20 protein-coding genes and 2 tRNA genes are annotated in these 18919 nt (G+C 38.3%); 6 read left to right on the top strand and 16 right to left on the bottom strand.

Annotated features, from left to right (window positions below; all coding sequences use genetic code 11):
• Positions 1-20: 20 nt before the first annotated feature.
• Positions 21-914 (top strand): hypothetical protein, encoded by an 894-nt coding sequence (locus tag B155_RS0100905; protein WP_018126347.1) that lies wholly within the window; start codon positions 21-23, stop codon positions 912-914.
• Positions 915-989: 75 nt separating this feature from the next.
• Here the strand turns inward: B155_RS0100905 and B155_RS0100910 are convergent, their stop codons facing one another.
• From B155_RS0100910 to thrS, 11 genes are all read right to left on the bottom strand, one after another.
• Positions 990-1673, bottom strand: a complete 684-nt coding sequence (locus tag B155_RS0100910) for a tetratricopeptide repeat protein (RefSeq protein ID WP_018126348.1) — start codon at positions 1671-1673, stop codon at positions 990-992.
• Between the two features lie 70 nt (positions 1674-1743).
• Positions 1744-2427: an ABC transporter ATP-binding protein gene (locus tag B155_RS0100915; RefSeq protein WP_018126349.1), complete on the bottom strand. Its 684-nt coding sequence runs from the start codon at positions 2425-2427 to the stop codon at positions 1744-1746.
• Position 2428: 1 nt separating this feature from the next.
• Entirely contained in the window at positions 2429-3241 is an 813-nt protein-coding gene (locus tag B155_RS0100920) for a TIGR00282 family metallophosphoesterase (protein WP_018126350.1), read from the bottom strand.
• 24 nt (positions 3242-3265) lie between these two features.
• Complete coding sequence (locus B155_RS0100925; protein WP_018126351.1) at positions 3266-3562, bottom strand: cell division protein ZapA; 297 nt, start codon at positions 3560-3562, stop codon at positions 3266-3268.
• Positions 3559-3813, bottom strand: a complete 255-nt coding sequence (locus B155_RS0100930) for a hypothetical protein (protein WP_018126352.1) — start codon at positions 3811-3813, stop codon at positions 3559-3561. The genes B155_RS0100925 and B155_RS0100930 overlap by 4 nt, the downstream gene beginning before the upstream one ends.
• A gap of 12 nt (positions 3814-3825) precedes the next feature.
• Complete coding sequence (gene pheT, locus B155_RS0100935) at positions 3826-6231, bottom strand: phenylalanine--tRNA ligase subunit beta (protein ID WP_018126353.1); 2406 nt, start codon at positions 6229-6231, stop codon at positions 3826-3828.
• A 21-nt stretch (positions 6232-6252) separates the two neighbouring features.
• Complete coding sequence (pheS, locus tag B155_RS0100940) at positions 6253-7260, bottom strand: phenylalanine--tRNA ligase subunit alpha (RefSeq protein ID WP_018126354.1); 1008 nt, start codon at positions 7258-7260, stop codon at positions 6253-6255.
• 103 nt (positions 7261-7363) lie between these two features.
• Positions 7364-7711: a 50S ribosomal protein L20 gene (rplT, locus tag B155_RS0100945; RefSeq protein WP_018126355.1), complete on the bottom strand. Its 348-nt coding sequence runs from the start codon at positions 7709-7711 to the stop codon at positions 7364-7366.
• 18 nt (positions 7712-7729) lie between these two features.
• Positions 7730-7930, bottom strand: coding sequence for a 50S ribosomal protein L35 (gene rpmI / locus B155_RS0100950; protein ID WP_018126356.1), 201 nt, complete (start codon positions 7928-7930; stop codon positions 7730-7732).
• Positions 7931-8011: 81 nt separating this feature from the next.
• Complete coding sequence (infC, locus tag B155_RS0100955) at positions 8012-8530, bottom strand: translation initiation factor IF-3 (protein ID WP_018126357.1); 519 nt, start codon at positions 8528-8530, stop codon at positions 8012-8014.
• 34 nt (positions 8531-8564) lie between these two features.
• Positions 8565-10508, bottom strand: coding sequence for a threonine--tRNA ligase (thrS, locus tag B155_RS0100960; protein ID WP_018126358.1), 1944 nt, complete (start codon positions 10506-10508; stop codon positions 8565-8567).
• A gap of 147 nt (positions 10509-10655) precedes the next feature.
• Here thrS and B155_RS0100965 point away from each other — a divergent pair, with 147 nt between their 5' ends.
• Positions 10656-12761: a PAS domain S-box protein gene (locus tag B155_RS0100965; RefSeq protein ID WP_018126359.1), complete on the top strand. Its 2106-nt coding sequence runs from the start codon at positions 10656-10658 to the stop codon at positions 12759-12761.
• A gap of 27 nt (positions 12762-12788) precedes the next feature.
• Here B155_RS0100965 and B155_RS0100970 read toward each other — a convergent pair.
• Positions 12789-12862: transfer RNA gene (locus B155_RS0100970), tRNA-Val, on the bottom strand.
• 100 nt (positions 12863-12962) lie between these two features.
• Here B155_RS0100970 and nusB point away from each other — a divergent pair.
• The 4 genes from nusB to B155_RS0100990 all read left to right on the top strand — a co-directional run bounded on the left by nusB (position 12963) and on the right by B155_RS0100990 (position 16797).
• The gene (nusB, locus tag B155_RS0100975; RefSeq protein WP_026167123.1) at positions 12963-13427 is read left to right on the top strand and encodes a transcription antitermination factor NusB; all 465 of its coding nucleotides are present in this window, start codon (positions 12963-12965) and stop codon (positions 13425-13427) included.
• Between the two features lie 38 nt (positions 13428-13465).
• Entirely contained in the window at positions 13466-14560 is a 1095-nt protein-coding gene (gene ychF / locus B155_RS0100980; protein WP_018126361.1) for a redox-regulated ATPase YchF, read from the top strand.
• A 173-nt stretch (positions 14561-14733) separates the two neighbouring features.
• Positions 14734-15672, top strand: a complete 939-nt coding sequence (locus B155_RS0100985) for a hypothetical protein (protein WP_018126362.1) — start codon at positions 14734-14736, stop codon at positions 15670-15672.
• Positions 15673-15783: 111 nt separating this feature from the next.
• Positions 15784-16797, top strand: a complete 1014-nt coding sequence (locus tag B155_RS0100990; protein WP_018126363.1) for a hypothetical protein — start codon at positions 15784-15786, stop codon at positions 16795-16797.
• A 55-nt stretch (positions 16798-16852) separates the two neighbouring features.
• On the opposite strand, the gene B155_RS0100995 is transcribed toward B155_RS0100990, so the two are convergent.
• The 4 genes from B155_RS0100995 to B155_RS0101010 form a co-directional block, all read right to left on the bottom strand.
• Positions 16853-16934, bottom strand: a tRNA-Leu gene (locus B155_RS0100995).
• Positions 16935-17010: 76 nt separating this feature from the next.
• Complete coding sequence (galE, locus tag B155_RS0101000; protein ID WP_018126364.1) at positions 17011-18024, bottom strand: UDP-glucose 4-epimerase GalE; 1014 nt, start codon at positions 18022-18024, stop codon at positions 17011-17013.
• A 67-nt stretch (positions 18025-18091) separates the two neighbouring features.
• Complete coding sequence (locus B155_RS0101005) at positions 18092-18439, bottom strand: taurine dioxygenase (RefSeq protein ID WP_240386229.1); 348 nt, start codon at positions 18437-18439, stop codon at positions 18092-18094.
• Positions 18440-18450: 11 nt separating this feature from the next.
• Complete coding sequence (locus B155_RS0101010; protein WP_018126366.1) at positions 18451-18822, bottom strand: acyl-CoA thioesterase; 372 nt, start codon at positions 18820-18822, stop codon at positions 18451-18453.
• Positions 18823-18919: the final 97 nt, after the last annotated feature.

Raw genomic sequence — 18919 nt, forward strand, 5'->3', positions numbered from 1 at the left:
ATATGAGGGTTATAGAATAGATGAGTAGATCAAGACAAAATCGAACTAAACTTACCAACGATTTGAGTAGAGGTGAGGATGATTTTGAGTCAATCAATGAGGAGAATACGGATAAAAACGACTATCAAAATCCGACTAAGGAATTTTCACTGAGTGAAGATCAAATTCAAAAGAGAAACCGATGGGTGCTCACCATCTTTTGTATTGGAGCTGCATTATGGTATTTAGATCTCAATCCGTTCAATACCACGGCTAAGGTTGCAGATAACATTGCTAGTAATGTTGAAGCCCGAATCTCGGAACGGGCTCAAGCAAGAACATCTGATAGAACTGAATTACCAATCATTCCTTCTCAAGACTTTGATCAAAATTTTGAAACATACAGCCAAAGTCTTGAGCCTTTATTTGAGGAATTTGATTTTAGTGCTGCTAACCTTCAATCCTTTTATTCTAGCCAAATTCCTCAAGCCTATTTAGAAGGACTTCAAGATCTCGATTACCTTAGTGAAGTAAGTGCAACTGAAGTCACAGCACTATATACCAATGGTGTACCCATTGCATATTTGTCGGAATTATCTGACCTAGATTACCTAGACGTTCATTCACCTACAGCCATAATAGGATTATATTCGAATGGGGTTCCTACGCAGTATATGAGCGAATTAGAAGAAATTGATTATCTAGAAGACTTAAGCTTTGCCCAACTGATAGCTATGTATTCAAATGGGGTGGAATCAGATTATATCGCTCACTTAGAGGAGTTAGATTACTTAGACGAAATCAATTTTGCGGGAGTTATTGGTTTATATACCAGCGGTGTACCCAAATCATATCTCACCGAGCTTGATCATGAGGATCTATTAGATGAGCTAAGTTTTACGGACGTCATCAGCATGTACCACCAAAGCAACTGACCTGATTGAAGGGCATAAAAAAAGCCTCCAATTAGGAGGCTTTTAATTCAATACATAAAAACTAAAAGTTTCAGCTTAATTAACAGCTAAAGACCCTTGAAGCTTAATACTTGTAGTAGCTTCAGCACTTTGAGGATACTCTTCAGTAATGGTTGTTAAAAGCGAGCTAGCTTTATCTTCATTACCTAGTTCAATATAAACTTCAGCAGCTTTCAGAAGATTAAAAGGAGTAGTTGAGTTGTTTACATCCCAGTTAGCAGCTTCTTCGAATTTCTTTGCTGCAGCTTCTAAGTCGCCATTGAGTTCTAAAAGGGTAGCGTGGAATGATTTTGATCCAACACCCATAATACCTTTTGAATGCTCATACTCATTGATGTATGCTAAGGCATCTTGGTAGTTATCTAGCTTGAAGTGAGATACAGCAGCATAGTATGTTGCTAAGTTGCCTGCGTTAGTGCCAGCATAGTCGTCAGCTATTTGAATAAAACCAAAAGCTAGTGTGTACTCGTCACCATTTAATGCAGTTGCGTAATCACCTTCAGAGTAACTCTTTTCAGCTGTAGCAAGATAGTTTTGAGCCTCAGCTTCTTGATTGCCTGAGTAATAGTTATAGCCAATGTAGATACCAATAATGGCTACAAATGAGATTAGAACAGATAGAATAGTCGTTTTATTCTGATTGTAGTAACCAACCGCTTGCGTGTATTTATCAAGTAACGGATCGTGTTCCAACTCTTCTTTTGTGAAATTCTTAGTCATGATTTTATTCTAGTTAATTTTTTGCTTCAATTTTCAAAAATAAGGCTTTTATGGTATATCCAAAATGGAATTAAGAGATAGTACCGCTTTTTATTTCGAGTAGTATATCGGATCGCTGGGCGATGCTTTTTTCATGGGTAATCAATAGTACCGAAACCCCATCACGATCACGTAACTCAAACAACATATCTAAGATAATCTGAGTGTTGGCATCATCTAAATTACCAGTGGGCTCATCAGCTAATATCAGTTTAGGCTCATTCATCAAGGCCCGAGCCATAGATACTCTTTGTTGTTCTCCACCCGAGAGTTGAGTAGGGCGATGATTCCGTCGTTCGGCCACTCCAAATCGCTCCATGAGCTTCAATGCACGTTCAGTTGCCTCTTCTATCGATTTGCCGGATATGAGAGCTGGCATGGCAATATTTTCTATTGCTGTGAACTCAGGTAGCAAGTGATGAAATTGAAATACGAAGCCAATGTTCTTGTTTCTAAAGGTAGCGAGCTCATTATTCTTCAATGAACTAATATCTGTATTGCCCCAAAGTACCGAGCCAGAATCAGGTTTGTCTAGCCCACCAACTATATGGAGTAGGGTGCTTTTTCCACTTCCACTAGAGCCTACGATGGAAGTGATTGTTGCTTCTGGTACATCAATATCAACACCTCGAAGTACTTCTAAAGGAGCTCCACCGTTTTCATCTTCGAAACTCTTATGGATGCCTTTGGCAGATAGAAGTATTGAGTTCGACATCTTATTCTTCGCTTGAATTAAACTCAGGGTAAGTCACTTGTTCGATATGAACGCATTTACCCGTTTCTGTATTCACTTTCGCAAATACTCCACATAAATGATTATCGCCATTTGCTGCTTGGTATTTTTGGTGAACACCTGTCATGAACCGCTTAATGGCCACTTTCTTGTCCATGCCTATAGAAGAATTAAATGATCCCGTCATTCCAGCATCAGTTTGATATCCTAAGCCTTTTGGAAATATTCGTGCATCTCCGGTAGGGATGTGGGTATGTGTTCCCACCATCACAGAAGCTCTTCCATCAATATGCCAAGCTAGTGATATTTTTTCTGCAGTTGCTTCCGCATGCATATCTACAAAAATGATGTTCGTTTCTTCACTAATCTTCGAAAGCGCCCAATCGGCGGCACTAAAAGGATCGTCAATTGGCTTCATGAAGGTTCGACCCTGTAAGTTCAATACACCAATCTTCAAGGAAGTGTTTGGGATAGTATATACTCCGTAACCAAAACCTACATTTCCTTTTGGATAATTGAGAGGGCGAAGGATGGTGTTATTCTCTCGCATGTAATTGAAGACTTTCCATTTATCGAATGAATGATCGCCTCCGGTTATAACATGTACACCCGTTTTATGTAAGCTTTTAATAATAGAGTCGTTGATGCCATGACCTTCATGCGAATTCTCTCCATTCGCTATAACAAAGTCTGCATCGTATCTCTTAATTATACTGGGTAAAACGGTTTCTACTAAACTAAGTCCTGGAGAGCCAACAATGTCTCCTACAAACAAGATGCTGATAGTTTCAGCCACAATAATTTCCTTCTATTTATAATATTACTCGTCTTTGATGCTTTCTAATAAACGTTCAAGACTTTTATTCACTCTCTCCATCATGTGATGTTCGTTTTTCTCTAATTCAGAAGTATTACTTCTAGCTTCGAAAAGCTCCTCGGCAATACTCAGAGCGGCTAACGACATCACTGTTGATTCAGGTTGTTTTACTAATTGTTCTCTATACTTTTTGAAGCGCTCATCAACATAATTACAGATTCGAATCATGTTTTCTTCTTCGCTGTCTTCAACTTTAAGCGGGTACTGCTTGCCTAAAATGGTGACTTTAATAGATTTCATGACTCAGAACTTAGGTGATGATCGATTTTCTGGATAAGTCCATTGATATGCTGTCGCATAGCCAATCTTTCAGATTCATTAATAGCAGAAAAGATATCGGTTTGTTTATCCTGGGCTTCAACTAACTTGGATCTTAACTTTGCATTCTCACGCTTCAGTTCTTTCACCTCGTTCTTCAACCCTGCAACCTCTTCACTAATAGATTCTAGTAGCTCCCTAAATCGTTCGCTTTGTTTACCAAGTTGATTCATGCAATTTTAAACCTATGATCTAAGTTTAGCAGAAAATTTCTTTTCCATTGATTTAACTATACGTTGAATAATAGGTTCTACTTCTTTGATATTCAAGGTTTTGTTAGGATCAATGAAATTCAGCCTGAAGGCAATACTTTTCTTTCCTTTCCCTATAGATTCACCTTCAAACACATCAAAAATATCAATGCTCTTAAGGGTGTTTCCTGCGTTATTTTTGATGTCACCCATCATGCTATCTGCAGGTGTGTCTGTATCCACAACAAAGGCAACATCAAAGTCGAAACTAGGGAATTTTGGAATAGGGGTAAAGGTAGATTCTTTAATGGTGCTCAATGCATCAGTGATAGCATTTAAACTAAATTCACCAATATATACCTCATGCTTAACATCATAAGCATCACGAAGTTTCTTATCTAATACATTAACTCTACCAAGCTCACGCTTTTTATATTGGTAACTTAATGTTTGGTCATCAACTCTCTTTATCTTGATAGACGAAGCTAATCCTAATTTGGTGAAGAACGCATCTACCAGAGCTTTGAGATCAAAGATACTATATGGTTCTGCTTTTCCTGTCCAATGTTCTCGATGCCTAAAACCTGATAGCCCTAATAACACATGAGTTTGCTCATTGATACCATCGTGGTAAGAAGCGTTTTCTGAATTAAGGAATACATTTCCTACTTCAAAAAATCGAATATTCGATGCGCTTCTATTAAAATTGAATTCAGCTGAGCGTAAAAATCCATGCTTTAAAGTTGGTCTCATCGTGCTCATATCACGATTCAAAGGATTCAATGAAACTATAATTTCATCTTCACCCACAAAATTCATGGCCTCTTTTTCTGAAATAAGAGAATTCGTGTAAATCTCTCTAAGTCCTAATGAAACTCCGATTGATTTAACTTTTGAAACTAATAACTCCCAATCTGTTAATGGCTCGGTAGATACATAAATACCATGTCCTGGGGATTCAATTTTGTTGTAATCGAATAATCGACCTACTTCTTCAATTAAATCCACTTCGCGCTCTAAATCAGGGCGGAAAGTAGGAATTCTAAAAGTCGCTGTATCTTCGTTGCTGTTTAGTACTTCTAATTCAAGGCCGTTAACGATATCTAAGATTTCATTTACCTCTAATGAAGTACCAAGAAGCCTATTAACGTATTCCTTTCTGAGCGTGATTTCTTTAGGTTCTGTTTTAATTGGGTGGATATCTACTAGTTCCTTTTCAGCAGTACCTCCACATACTTCTAATATCAAATCGGCCGCTCTTTGAGCTGCAAAAGCCTGTAATTGAGGATCGATGCCACGCTCAAAGCGATAGGAAGCATCTGTTTGCAGCTGCTGAAGCTTTGAAGTTTTTCGTACAGAGCCCGGATCGAAATAAGCACTTTCAATTAAGATATCAGTGGTGTTTTCACTTACTTCTGAGTTCACACCACCCATTACGCCAGCAATGGCAATAGGACCACTTCCGTCACAAATAAAGAGGGTGCCCGCTGCACACTTTCTTTTCACATGGTCGAGTGTTTCAAATTCAATCTCTTCATCGAACTCTTTAACAATAATCTCTTTATTGCTGATTTCAGCAAAATCGAAGGCATGTAGTGGTTGACCCAATTCTAGCATCACATAGTTCGTGATGTCTACCACATTGTTCACTGGACGAACACCTACGGCTTGTAGTTTGTCTTGTAGCCACTTTGGAGAGTCTTCAATAGTCACGCCTTGAATTAACTTGGCTGCGTATCTATGGCACTTGTCACTTTCTACTTTTATAGTGTATGAAGGTGAGTTTGTAGATACTTTGCTATCATTTACAGAAGGTTTTACGAGCTCAAGGTTTAAAGCTGCCGCAATATCTCTTGCAACTCCTAAATGTCCCGTTGCATCAGGGCGGTTGGGTGTAATTGCAATTTCTATTACTGTGTCTTGATAGAGGTCAAATATCTCGTTTATTGGTGTTCCAACTTCGAGATCCTCATTTAATACCATGATACCAGCATGATCGGTACCTAAACCAAGTTCGTCTTCCGCACAAATCATTCCGTATGAATCTTCACCACGAAGCTTGGCTTTTCTTAAAGTTAGGTTGCTACCATCATCTAATTTAATAGGAAGGGTAGAGCCTACTTTTGCAACAGGCACTTTTTGCCCTTCCGCTACATTCTTTGCACCGCATACAATTTGTACGGTCTCATCACCTAAATCTACTTGGCATACTTTTAAACGATCCGCATTCGGGTGTTGAACCGTTGAAGTAACAAGCCCAACTACAACACCATCTAGCATACTGCCGTATTCTTCGATCCCTTCAACTTCTAAGCCAATAAGAGTAAGCTTGTCAGCTAATTCATCTGGGCTAATGTCTAAGTCAATAAATTCTTGAAGCCAGTTATAAGATATTTTCATTAAATCGTAATCGAGTCTTTATTAATTGAACTGTTCTAAGAAGCGGATGTCATTTTCATAAAATGAGCGAATATCATCGATGCCATGTTTGAGTATAGCGATGCGTTCAACGCCCATTCCCCATGCAAAACCAGTGTAAACTTCAGGGTCTATTCCAGATGCTTTGAATACATTCGGGTCTACCATACCAGAACCTAATATCTCTAGCCATTTTCCTTTACCATTGCTTTCCCACCAAACATCCATCTCTAAACTTGGTTCAGTAAAAGGGAAAAACCCAGGGCGTAAGCGATACTTTACATCACTGCCGTACATAAGTTTAACAAAAGTAATTAAAGTTTCTTTGAGGTCGGCTACACTCACATTCTTATCAACATACAAGGCTTCAACTTGGTGGAATAAGAAATAGGATTTAGCACTTACTGCTTCATTCCTATATACACGTCCTGGCATAATAGCTCGGATAGGAGGAGCTTGTTTCTCCATGAGTCTAATCTGAACTGGTGAAGTGTGTGTTCGAAGTACTAGGTCATCAACATCTGGGTCGTCCGACTTCCTAATAAAAAAGGTGTCCTGTTCATCTCTTGCAGGATGGTTAGGAGGGAAGTTAAGTGCGGTGAAGTTATGAAAGTCATCTTCAATTTCAGGCCCATCTGCAATGGTGAATCCCAAACGGTAAAAAATCTTTTTCATGTCCTCTAGCGTCTGCGTGAGTGGATGCAAAGATCCTATAGGCAGAGTAGGGGCGGTAAGCGTAATATCATCGAGTGCAGTTTTGGCGCTAGTGGTTGACGATTCAAATTCTGATTTAAGAGCGTCAAAGCGAGCTTGAGCGATGTTCTTTGCATCGTTCATGGCTTTACCAAAAGCAGCTTTCTCTTCTTTTGGCACTTTACCCATCATTTTGAAGAGCGATTGCACTTTTCCATTTTTTGAGAGGAAAGTGAGTCTGAAATTTTCTAATTCATCGGAGTTGGTTACCGAGAAAGAATTGATTTCATCTATTAATGCTTTTACTTGTTCAAGCATAAAATTTATTTGGGATTCGAGATTATTAGCTAGGTCTGAAAATAAAAAAACCGGTAAACCTAATTTATAAGATTTACCGGCTTTATAATAAGCAAGATTGCAATTAAGCTGTAGCTTCCTTCACAATGGCAGCAAACGCGTCGGCATCGTGAACCGCTAGATCTGCAAGAACTTTACGGTTAATCTGCATGTCTTTCTCTTTCATGGCGTGCATGAGTCGAGAGTATGAGATTCCGTTAATTCTAGCAGCAGCATTGATTCGAACGATCCATAATCTGCGGAATGTACGTTTACGGTTTTTGCGATCACGGTATTGGTACTGTAGACCTTTCTCTACCGCATTTTTCGCTATCGTGTATACATTCTTACGCTTGCCCCAGTAACCTTTCGCTTGATTCAGAATCTTTTTGCGACGGCGACGGGAAGCCACTAAGTTTGATGAACGTGGCATTTTGTATAGATTTTAGGATTAAAATTTGTAAGGAATAAGCTCTTTTACTTTTGGTGTATCCGCATCAGTCACGATGGTAGATTCGCCGAGCTTTCTCTTAGTTTTACTGCTTTTCTTAGTAAGAATATGGCGCTTAAAAGCTTTCTTACGCTTAATTTTACCAGAACCGGTAACCTTAAAGCGCTTCTTAGCACCACTATTACTTTTCATTTTTGGCATTGTTACTACACCTGCTTTGTGAAAATTTAAAGACTACAAAGATAGACAGAATAGTCCGTCATATCAATACGTAAGGTGTCTTTATTTTGGGGTCAACATCATAATCATTCGGCGGCCTTCCATATTCGGCTTTGCCTCAATTTTAGCGATGTCTTCCAAGCTTTTAGCAAGTTGTAATAGAAGCAGTTCACCCTTCTCGGTGTATAGCATATCACGGCCACGGAATTGCACAGTTGCTTTTACCTTATCACCACTTTCAAGAAATTCTTTGGCATGACGAGTCTTGAACTCTAAATCATGATCATCGGTGTTAGGGCGGAAGCGAAGCTCTTTTACCGTTACGGTATGTTGCTTTTTCTTAGCTTCTTTTTCCTTCTTCTTTTTCTCGTACATATACTTACCGTAATCAATGATCTTGCATACAGGTGGATTCGCATCCGGTGCAACTTCCACAAGATCAAGGTTGTACGATTCAGCAAGCTTAAGTGCTCGATCTGTTGTGGTTACTTCATGGCCATTGTCAGGTTTTATTACTCGTACCTGCGCGGCTCTGATGTTCTCATTAATTCTGGTCTTATCAGCAGGTTCTGGCCTGCCCATTGGTCGTCTTGCGATATTATCCTCTTCGGTTTAGTTAATCTTCAGGAAGTCTTTTTTGTTCAATCTCTTTCAACGTATCAGAAAGAAAATCAGAAAAAGTGAAAGTTCCAATATCTCCTTTACGATGTCTTCGTACAGAAACCGTGCCAGCTTCTTGTTCCTTAGCACCTACTATAAGCATGTACGGCACTTTGTCAGTTTCGGCATCTCTAATCTTACCGCCAATCTGCTCGCTACGGTCATCAAGGGTTATTCGAACACCTTTTTCTTTAAAAGCTTCTACACATTTCTGTGCATATTCGTTCTGATCATCTGATATTGGAAGCACACGAATTTGTTCCGGAGAGAGCCATAATGGGAAGTTTCCAGCAAAATGTTCAATCAAGATACTCGTGAATCTTTCCATTGATCCAAATGGAGCACGGTGTATAATAACCGGGCGATGCTTGTCATTATCAGATCCCACATAAGTAAGATCGAATCGTTCTGGCATTACATAATCTACTTGAACGGTACCTAGTTGCCATTTACGGCCAATAGCATCTCGAATTATAAAATCAATTTTAGGTCCGTAGAAACTAGCTTCGCCTGGAGCAATGGTATAATCTAATCCCATTTCATCGGCAACTTCTTGAATCTCACTTTGTGCGCGTTCCCAGTATTCCATTTCTCCACCGTATTTTTCGTCATTTTCATCACGGAAAGAAAGACGAATGTCGACAGGCATACCAAATGTGTCGAACACGTAATTGGTTAGGTCAATGGTGTGTTTAATTTCTTGCTTCAATTGATCGTGAGTACAGTAAATATGAGCATCATCTTGAGTGAAACCTCTTACACGGGATAAGCCACTTAATTCACCCGACTGCTCATAGCGGTATACCGTGCCAAACTCAGCTAAACGTAGCGGTAGGTCTCTATAACTACGCATTTCATTCGAATAAATACGGTGATGGTGAGGACAGTTCATCGGCTTCAACATGTACTCTTCGTCATCTACTTCAATAGGATCGTATTGAGAGTCTTTGTAATACGGGTAATGCCCTGAAGTTTTATAAAGCTCTAAACTTCCAATATGTGGGGTGATTACTTCTTGATAACCACGCTCGAATTGTTCGTCTCTTAGAAATTGTTCTAGAGTTCGGCGTAGTCTTGTTCCTTTTGGTAACCAAACGGGCAAACCACTACCAATCATCTTATCGATCATATAGATGCCAAGCTCTTTCCCTAGTTTTCTATGGTCGCGCTTCTTAGCCTCTTCAACCATGGCTAGGTGTTCTTCTAACATCTTTTGTTTAGGGAAAGAAATCCCGTAAATACGAGTTAGCTGCTTGCTGTTATTATCGCCTCTCCAATAAGCACCGGCTAAACTAGTTAGCTTAATGGCTTTCACAATGCCCGTATTAGGGATGTGAGGACCTCTACATAAATCAGTAAATGAACCTTGAGTATAGAAAGTAATTGACCCGTCTTCTAAACCTTCAATCAAGTCAACCTTATACTCATTGCCTTTATCTTTGTAGAATTCTAGAGCTTCTTGCTGCGTAATTTCTCTTCGGTCGAACGTATTTTTATTTCTAGCTAGTTCAATAAATTTCTTTTCAATTTGAGCTAGATCATCTTGAGTGATACTCTTGTCACCAAAATCAATATCGTAGTAGAACCCACTTTCGATAGGAGGACCAATGCCAAACTTTGCTTCCGGATAAAGTTCTTGAATGGCTTCAGCTAAAATATGTGCTGAAGAATGCCAGAAAGTATATTTACCATCTTCCGTATCCCATGTATTGATAGCGATCGTTGCGTCTTCATTAATAACATGATCTAGATCAATAATATCGCCATTAACGGTAATGCTAAGTGCGGCTCTCGCTAGTCCTGACGATATAGATTCTGCAATTTGATACCCCGTGGTACCTTTTGGGTATTCACGCTTTGATTGGTCGGGAAGGGTGATAGTAATATGTTGTTCAGACATTTATAATGATTTATAACTGCTTTAATTAGGCTTCTAAGATAGGAATAATATGCATTGGGGCGAAGAAAATTGTTACATATTCAAAAGTAAAATTGGATTAAATAATGAAGATAATGCATATTCACAGCACTAAATTAACTGGACATAATGGGTATATCTTTTTTTGAGTCGCAACCAATGTTTGTTTGCGACCAATTAACACTAAAGATATTGTGTGCAAATGAAGCTGCAGTATCTAAATTAGGGTACAATTTAAAAGAATTAGTGGGACGTCCACTTACGCTACTGGGAAAGCAAATTGTTCTAACTGAAGATCAAGTAGAGGATAGCACAATTATTTCAAATGAAACCTGGGAGATTAAAACTAAAGATAAGCAGTTACTTTATTTTCAGTATTCATCGCATCTAATCAAGCATTTGGGCCAACCCGCTAAAGTTGTGGTTGCTCATGATATCACTGATATCATCCGAGAAAAGGAAGTAAATAAAGTGCCTTTCTCGTACCCAATAGGGTTTCATGATTTCCCACTTGCCGAGTTAGAATGGGATATGAGCCTCAAGATACTACGTTGGTCTAAAAAATCATCCGAACTATTTGGGTACACTCAAGAAGAAATACTCCACAATCAATACGTACTCAAGGATATTCTTAAACCAGATTTCGAATTACTGGTTAAAAGTATAGAAAAGGATTCAACCTATTCGAATCGAAACACTAGAACTATTCGATTAAGGAATCGCAATAAGCATGGGGATATCGTCGAATGTGAATGGTATAACTCCTATTTACACGACAAAAATGGAAAAATTTCTTCCATTTATTCAGTGATCAAGGATGTGACGGTTGTGCGGGCAGCTCTGCGGAAATATGAGCAGACCATGGGAAGTTTTCGTGATCTCTATAATTCTATTAGCGACGCTATTTATTTGCTGAATTTCGAAGGTACTATCATCGATGCTAATACCGGAACGGAGGAAGTGTTTGGGTATTCTAGGTCGGAGATGCTTGGCCAGGATATTCGTTTCCTAGGTGCAGGGGGTAAGTTTTCAGAGGAAAAAGTTCGAAAGTATTTAATTAGAGCCCAAAAAGGTGAATCCATCAAGTATGAAGGATGGGGTAAGAAAAAGAATGGAGAGGTATTCCCAACAGAAGTTCTTATAAATGCGGGTTCGTTTTTAGATGAAGAGGTATTGATTGTAGTGGAACGGGATATCTCTGAACGGCTGCTCTCTCATGAAGTTTTAAAACATCGAGAAAGTTTATTTAGCAATCTATTTCATTCTAGTCCAATTGGTATAGCATTACTGAATAACCACCATGAAATTGATCGCATTAATGATAGCTTTGCGAATATTTTTGGGTATAAGGAAGAGGAAATTAAAGGACTGGAATTAGATAAGCTCATTGTGCCTGATGATGGGATCGATGATGCCACAGAGTTATCTAACAGCAAAACGGCAAAGGTATACACTGGAAAACGAAAGACTAAAGATGGCTCTATTATCGATGTAATTGTATGTGCTGTTCCTGTAATAGTAGATAATAGAGTAATAGCCGTTTATGGTATCTATGTAGATATAACCGATCGGAAAGATGCTGAGGAAAAACTAAAGCGAAATCTTCGGGAGAAAGAAGTATTACTTGCTGAGATCCATCATAGAGTAAAAAATAACTTGGCAGTAATTACAGGCTTGTTAGAATTACAATCGCTTACGGTAGATAATTCAAGTGCTCAAACGGTGCTTAAAGACAGTCAGATGAGAGTGAACTCAATTGCAATGGTGCATGAGCTGTTGTATCAAAGTGAAGATTTCTCTCAAGTATCTATTCAGAACTACTTACGTGAATTAAGTAAGGTTATTTCATTATCACTAATGAATCGTACTGTCCCGATCGATATCGCCTTTGATTTAGATGAGGTTGAATTGGAGATCACCCAAGCTATACCATGTGGACTACTTTTAAATGAAATTTTGACCAATAGTTATAAGCACGCATTTCAAGGTAAGAACGAAGGTCAAATTTGGGTGAGTTTTAAGAAAGTTGGAGAGGACTTGGTCTATTCAATTCGTGATAATGGAATTGGGTTGCCTTCGAATGAAGAAGAGAAGAAGCGGAAATCACTAGGTATGACGTTAATCAGAACCTTGGGTAAACAGCTTCATGCTGAAACAGAAATTCGAAGTGAAAATGGAGTACTTTTCGAATTTAGGTTTAAAAAAAAAGTGATTCAGCCAAGGGTTGAGGTCTAAAAGGAGTAGGGCAAGTTGTGGAGGGAGTGCGTCCGGCTGGATTCGAACCAGCGACCCCCACAATGTCAATGTGATACTCTAACCAACTGAGCTACGGACGCATTTTTAAGAAAGTGCCAAATATAGATAAGTTTCTTGCAATCCTTCAATCATTATTCTTTTTGATTGCGTATCTTTGCAGCCAATTTTAAGTTATTTGGCATGATCAACCGCAGACACGTAAGAGAAACTGTTCTACAAGCGCTATACGCATATAAGCAAAGTGGCGATAGCGTACAGTATATCACAGACACTATCATCAAAGAGCAAGCAGGCGGTGAGAAAGAAGCACGTCGTTTTGCTGAGAAACTATTTTTTACCACGCTCGAATCTGAGAACGAGCTTGACGAAATCATCAAAAAACATATCAAAAACTGGGACATTGAACGATTAGCACTCATCGATACGCTCGTGCTACGTATGTCGCTTTGTGAATTTTTGAATTTCGAAGAAATACCAACCAAAGTAACCATTAACGAGGCTATTGAAATCGTTAAGAAATTTTCGACGGCCAAATCTAGCAGATTTGTTAATGGTATTTTAGATGCATCCTTAGAGGAATTAAATAGGGAAGGCAAAATATCTAAAAAAGGCCGAGGTCTGATCGACCATTCCGTGAATAAATAGATCATCAATTTTATAATATCTTCAATTTCTGAACAACTATGAGTTTAAAGTGTGGCATCGTAGGTTTACCAAATGTGGGTAAATCAACATTATTTAATGCATTAAGTAACGCAGGCGCTGAGTCTGCCAATTTCCCATTTTGTACAATCGATCCGAATGTAGGTTTGGTTTCTGTACCTGATGAGAGATTAACAAATCTTGCCAACCTAGCTCAATCAGCTAGTGTAATTCCTGCAACCATAGAGTTTGTTGATATCGCTGGCTTGGTAAAAGGAGCAGCAGAAGGAAAAGGAAAGGGAAATGCCTTTTTATCTCACATTCGTGAAGTGGATTTAATCATTCACGTAGTTCGTTGTTTTGATGATGATGACATCATTCATGTTGAAGGTGGAGTAGATCCAGAACGTGATATTGCAATCATCGAAGAAGAGCTGATTTTAAAAGATCTAGAGAGTGTTGAAAAGCGTGTAGATACGTTAAAGAAGCAATCTAAAAGCGGTGATAAAGCCTTTAAAGCGCAATTAGCGGTAGCTGAACGATTACGCGAGCATTTAGAAAATGGAAACTCAGCACGATTGTTTGAAGCAAACGAAGATGAAAAAGAAGCATACAAAGACCTTATGCTATTGTCATCTAAGCAGGTGCTTTATGCTTGCAATGTTGGTGAAACAGAATTGGATTCTGGGAATGATTATGTTGAGACGGTTAAAAAAATTGCAGCTCAGCATGATGACGAAGTGGTAATGTTTTGTGCTAAAATTGAAGCAGAAATTGCTGAACTAGATGCGGAAGAAAAAGAGATGTTTCTAGAAGAACTTGGATTAACAAGTGCTGGACTAGATCGCTTGATTAACTCTGCTTATAAAGAATTGGGCTTAATTACCTATTTCACTGTAGGGCCAAAAGAAGCTAGAGCTTGGACTATTAGAAAAGGAACTAAAGCTCCTCAGGCTGCAGGAGTAATCCACACCGACTTCGAAAGAGGCTTTATCCGCGCAGAGACTATAGCGTATAATGACTTTGCTGAACTTAAATCAGAAAAAGCAGCTAAAGAAGCGGGCAAAATGCGTCAAGAAGGTAAAGAGTATGTAGTTGCCGATGGTGATGTGATGCTTTTTAGATTTAATGTTTAAACCCATATTGCCTAAACTTCTAATGTTGTAGGGGTTTATTTTTTAGTATTCTGAACCTAGGGGAAAGATTCTTTTAAAAATCTATTATGAAGGTTCGGAGTACATTTAGCAATTTGAGTGTAAGTGCACTTGCTATTTTTTTGGGGGGATGTTCAATAACTGAACCCCCTAAAATGACAGCGAATCTTGGGAGCGTCTTTGTTTCTAGTGTGGATAACCAAGCACTTACTAGCTACGACTTTTCAAATCCTCTTGACGTCCAATCCATATCTTTTAAAATTCCACATAATAAAGCCACAGGCTTAATGTATGATGGCGACGTGGATGCAATATACCAAGTGGATGCAAGCTCGAATCAGTTAGTGGTATTTGCAAATTTAGCTTATCAAGATACATCTGAAACCATTTTACCCTTTAGCTATTCCAGAACTGAGATTACAAAAGTTCAAGGTATGACTGGGACTGGGAGTGTTGTCATTCTAGCTCAAGTAGCAAATGCAGCAAATAACTTTCAAAATCAGTTGATTACGTATTACACTTCCTTTAATGAGCTAAAATATTTGAACACTAAAAACATATCCTTTGAACCATGGGATGTTTTTATTTCAGGGAACACTCTTTTTGTATCTGAAGTAAATTCAGATTCCCTTTCCATTTTTAATTCATATCCCTATAAAGAAGAGTCTAATATCGAACCAGATTTAAGAGTTCAAATTGAAGGCATTCAGAATATGAGTGGAGTGTTTTACGATGCCTCATCTGATATCATGTTTATATCTGATTCTGGGGATGTGCTATCTGATTCTGATGGCTCTATTCATGTAATCGAAGGGTTCTATAACAAGTTTACCCAAGCCATTTTAGATACGAGAAACATATCGCTATTAGATCAGAGTGTGATTGAAGGAACCAATACCTTTATAGGTAATCCATGTGATATCGTATTTGATAAAAGAAGCAATCTAATAGTGGTAGCTGAAAATTTAAATGGGGGAGGGCGCATCTTAGGATATAATTTAACTGATGTAGTGGGTTCTAATAGCTCAATAAATCTAACACCAACTGTCAATATATTTCATAAAGCAGCTTCAGCTTTATCTGTTCCAAAATGATCCATTATATAGGATAATTCGTAATAGGTGATGTTATTTGTAACTTTGTACTCAAATAATATTATCAACCATTCAATTATCTAAAAAGACTAAGTAGGACACTAAAAAGGTATGGGATCATTTATCAAACAAATTGGATTAGTAATAGTTACTTCATTAATATTTATATCATGTGGAAGTAATTCTAGTAACGATGAAGGAACGAATGGCGAAGATATCGGAAATATCTTTGCTTCAAGTAATACTACATCGATAGTTAGCGTATTTAACTTTTCAGATTTAGAAAATATAACTTCTGTTCAATTTGGAACGGCTTCAAATGATGCAGATGGTATCTATTACAACTCAACCACTGATCGTTTATATCTAGTATCGCGTTCAAATAACCGGTTAGAAATTTATGATGGGTTAACTACCTCATTAAACGGGACGAATCTTAATTTGCTGGCTAGTAGTGCTGCAGATTTTACGAATGGAAGAAAACTTGCGGTATCTGGAAATACGGTACTAGTAGCTCAAGATGCAGCGGCTACTAATGATCAACAGAATAGGTTTTATGCCTATGATGTTACCGGTGGTACTATTCGATTAATCACCACTTACGACCCTCAAATCAATTTATGGGACATGCAGTTTCACGGGGAAAAGCTGTATGCAATCATTGATAATTCTGACTCACTTGCCGTGTTTAATAATATTTTAGCGAATCAGGGTGGAGCTGTGAATGCGGATCAAAAAGTTCAGATTGAAGGTATACTTAGAACTCACGCCTTGTATTATGATGAAGTAGAAGACATCATGTTTATGACGGACATTGGGGAAGCAAGTAGCGATTCAGATGGTGGTATTCATATTATTCAGGACTTCTCTACTAAACTATCGGCTGCTGGAGATAGAGGTACTATATCACTTTCAGATCAAATTGTAATCTCTGGATCCAATACTGAGTTAGGTAACCCGGTTGGAGTGTCATACGATCGATCTTCGGAGCTAATCTATGTAGCAGAGCGAGCGGTAGAAGGGGGCAAATTAGTAGTGTTTAGAATGCCCACAGCAAGTGGTAATGAAAACCCACTTCATACTGAAAAAAATAGTGGAACTTCTGCAATCTATATAGGCGACTAAAACGAAACTTATACCCATAAAAAAAGCACTGGTGTAATCATCAGTGCTTTTTTTGTACCAAAGGAGGGAGTCGAACCCTCACTTCCGAAGAAACACGAGTTTGAGTCGTGCGCGTCTACCAATTCCGCCACTTTGGCTAATAGGACCGCAAAGATACGACAGCTTTGAGGTAATTCACAAAGTTCATTTTAGAAAAACTGTATAATTCTTTAGTTAACTGTTATACCCGTTTGGGTTCTCAGATTGCCATTTCCAGGCATCGTTACACATCTCTTCAATGCCTCGCTCAGCTTTCCATTTTAATTCTTTTTCAGCTTTGGCAGGATCTGCATAGCAAGTTGCAATGTCACCAGGTCTTCTAGGAGCAATTTTGTAAGGCACTTTTTTACCAGAAGCTTTTTCAAAAGCTTGTACCATATCCAAAACGCTTGTGCCTTTGCCTGTACCTAAGTTGTAAATTACTAATCCCGGATCTTCTTCTAATTTCTCAATGGCTTTTAGATGACCAATGGCCAAATCTACTACGTGGATGTAATCTCTAACACCTGTTCCGTCAGGGGTAGGGTAATCATTCCCGAATACAGAAAGCTGCTCTAATTTTCCTACAGCAACTTGGCTAACAAATGGCATTAAATTGTTAGGGATATCATTCGGGTCTTCGCCAATTAAACCACTTTTATGTGCACCTACGGGGTTGAAATAGCGTAGCAATGCAATATTCCAAGTGTTATCCGATACATATAAATCTCGGAGTATGTACTCAATGAATAACTTAGTTCTTCCATATGGATTCGTGGCAGAAAGGCGAGATTCTTCAGTAATTGGTACCGTTTCAGGATCCCCGTAAACAGTAGCTGATGAACTAAAAACGATGTTTGTTACACCATGCTTTTTCATTGTTTCACAAAGAATAAGTGTACTATCAATATTATTCTGATAATACATCATAGGTTTTTGAACCGATTCGCCTACGGCTTTGTATCCAGCAAAATGAATAACGGAATCGATATCGTGATTTTGAAAAATGGCATCTAGCTTTTCTTTATTTAGTATATCAACTTCGTAGAAAACGGGCGATTTACCTGTAATTGATGCAACTCTGTGTAAGGATTCTTGACTACTATTAGAAAGGTTATCAACTACAATAACTTGGTGGCCAATTGATAAAAGTTCAAGAACGGTGTGGCTTCCTATATATCCAGCCCCACCTGTTACGAGTATTGTCATAAGAAGTGTTTTGTTGTTTTTAAGGAAGGTTGTGATTTTTAATCACTAATAAAACAACAAAATAGAATTAATCAGCCGTTACGATATTGTCTAATTCCATGAGCACTTGAGTACATAACTTGTCTATTTTTTTAACAGACTCCTGTATCTCTTTATCACTTTTCTTATCCCAGATTAAAGCTTTACCGCTTTCGTATTCATCTATGATAACTTGCAGACTCAACATTTGAGCAACAGGTTTAATCTTATGCCCAGCTTTCCGAAAGTTCTCTTCATCACGAGCTGTTAAGTGAGTTTTATAACTCTCATTAAATTCATTGAATGAAATGATAGCCGCTTCGGCAAATTCTTTGATATATCTATCATCGCCGTAAAGCATTTCATTTAAAGAGGTAAAATCAACTAGAGTACTCACGTCATACTTATTTAATTGTTAACAGCTTGGTCAATGAAGTGAGGGGTAGGTTTACCAAACTCATCTACATGAACGAATACGATCTCGTCTATAGTGATAATGGTTTTCTTTTCGAATTTCGTTCGAACTTCACATTTAACTGTAATTGATGTCCGCCCGAATTTAACAGTTTCCATACCAATTTCAATAACTTCACCTAAAGGGGCTGAGTTAACAAAATTAATCTCTGACATATATTTAGTAACAATATTTCCTTTACCGAGCTGGCAAAGCACAAATATTGCAGCCTCTTCATCAATCCAGCTTAATACCGCACCACCAAAAAGGGTGCCATGGGCATTTAAATCTTGAGGCTTGATTAATTTGCGGCTGAAGAATCTCATATCATTTTTCACTTAAGTTACGATGATTCTAAAAACAGAACCAATATTCCCTTTTTTTTATGATGATTCTAATAAATCACTTAATTGTAACAGTAAA

The organism is Balneola vulgaris DSM 17893 (assembly GCF_000375465.1).
GTDB lineage: Bacteria > Bacteroidota > Rhodothermia > Balneolales > Balneolaceae > Balneola > Balneola vulgaris.